Annotated in this window: 2 protein-coding genes; one reads left to right on the top strand and one right to left on the bottom strand. The window is 54.3% G+C overall.

All coding sequences use genetic code 11. The features are described 5' to 3' along the window. Window positions 1–232 (top strand): hypothetical protein (locus tag RC85_RS28820; RefSeq protein WP_238383251.1); only part of this gene is annotated, 232 nt, incomplete at its 5' end. Window positions 233–555: 323 nt separating this feature from the next. On the opposite strand, the gene RC85_RS28350 is transcribed toward RC85_RS28820, so the two are convergent. Further along, complete coding sequence (locus RC85_RS28350) at window positions 556–768, bottom strand: hypothetical protein (protein WP_202907975.1); 213 nt, start codon at window positions 766–768, stop codon at window positions 556–558. Between the last annotated feature and the right edge of the window lie 478 nt (window positions 769–1,246).

Here is a 1,246-nt window from a genome sequence, read left to right on the forward strand (position 1 = left end):
GCAAGCTCGCGATGTCAAAGACTTATTTGTTATCCGTCGGTATTGGTTACGAAGTGAGCGAAAGCTGACGGCAGCCAACGGGCATCCGCCGCGCGAGCGGAAAACAACGACGGGACGTCGCCAGCATGAACCCCGAGAGGGGAAAACGACGGCGGGACGCCGCCATCCACCTTTTGACCATTGGAGTGATCATTGTATCGGAGTTCAGCACGTGACACCACGTAAAAACTAAGCGTTCAGCTTCCAGTTCGGCGAAAAGGCAAGAAACGGTGGTAAGTGTTCGAGCGTTGAATTCGGGATGCCTAAGGTGTCGCAAAGCTTGTGTGTGGTTGTTTTCATGCGACGCAGAATTGAAAAACCAAGATTACAGCAAGTCCGAGTTTTGGATGTGCCCCGCAGGGCAGCATCGAATCAAGTCAGGCTATATGGTGGCATCGGAATCAAGCACGAACGACAGCGCACCCGCTCGGATAACGACCAGCGTCACCGGGCGGGGAGAGTAAAGTTGTCCATTTCAAATCCGGTCGCAAGCCCCGCTCCGTGTGCACGCCATGGTTATCCGCCCGAGCGTGTCCGAGCACTCAGTAACCCGACCATTCTTCTTTCGGTCCAATCGAGTGTAACGGCGATGCACATTGTGCAAAAACCAGCCCCAAGTTGGTAGACCGGAGCAAACACGAGATTGAGACCACCCTGTGCGTCCTTGTTGACGTAGCCAAATGCATCAACACCGAGATACCAAAAACCAGCGAGGGTCAGAGCAATCAAAGTTACGCCGGACCAAGTCGCAAGAGATCGGCAAGCGAGCCACAGCATCAAGTATGGAGCGGAAATCAGGCCAAGAAGAACGAGGGCAAATGCGGAAGCGCCACTAGAAAGCGATAAACCCCAGCAAACGAAGAACGCAGCAGATGCAAGTGACGCGACGCCCAAGACACGGCAAGTGTGGATAACCAGTTTTGAATTCGGTCGCGATGTCTCAACGACGTCTCGCGGTGTAGTCTTAGGTGGAGCGTAGGGGTGATGATTCGTTGTCAAGTGGAAGCCACTTCAGGTCGGCATTAGTCGGATAACGTTACGGATCACCGGGCGGCGGGGAACGATTTGCAAGCAAAAATTGAGGCAACCACCGCCGCTCCGGTGCATCCGATGGTTCAAGTAAGCCGCTTCGCGGCGGGGCGTGTGGATTGAAAACGTGAGGAACCCTTTGGTAGATCCGAACTCACTGGGAGTTCGGCTTACATTC

The organism is Rubripirellula obstinata (assembly GCF_001642955.1).
Classification (GTDB): Bacteria; Planctomycetota; Planctomycetia; order Pirellulales; family Pirellulaceae; genus Rubripirellula; species Rubripirellula obstinata.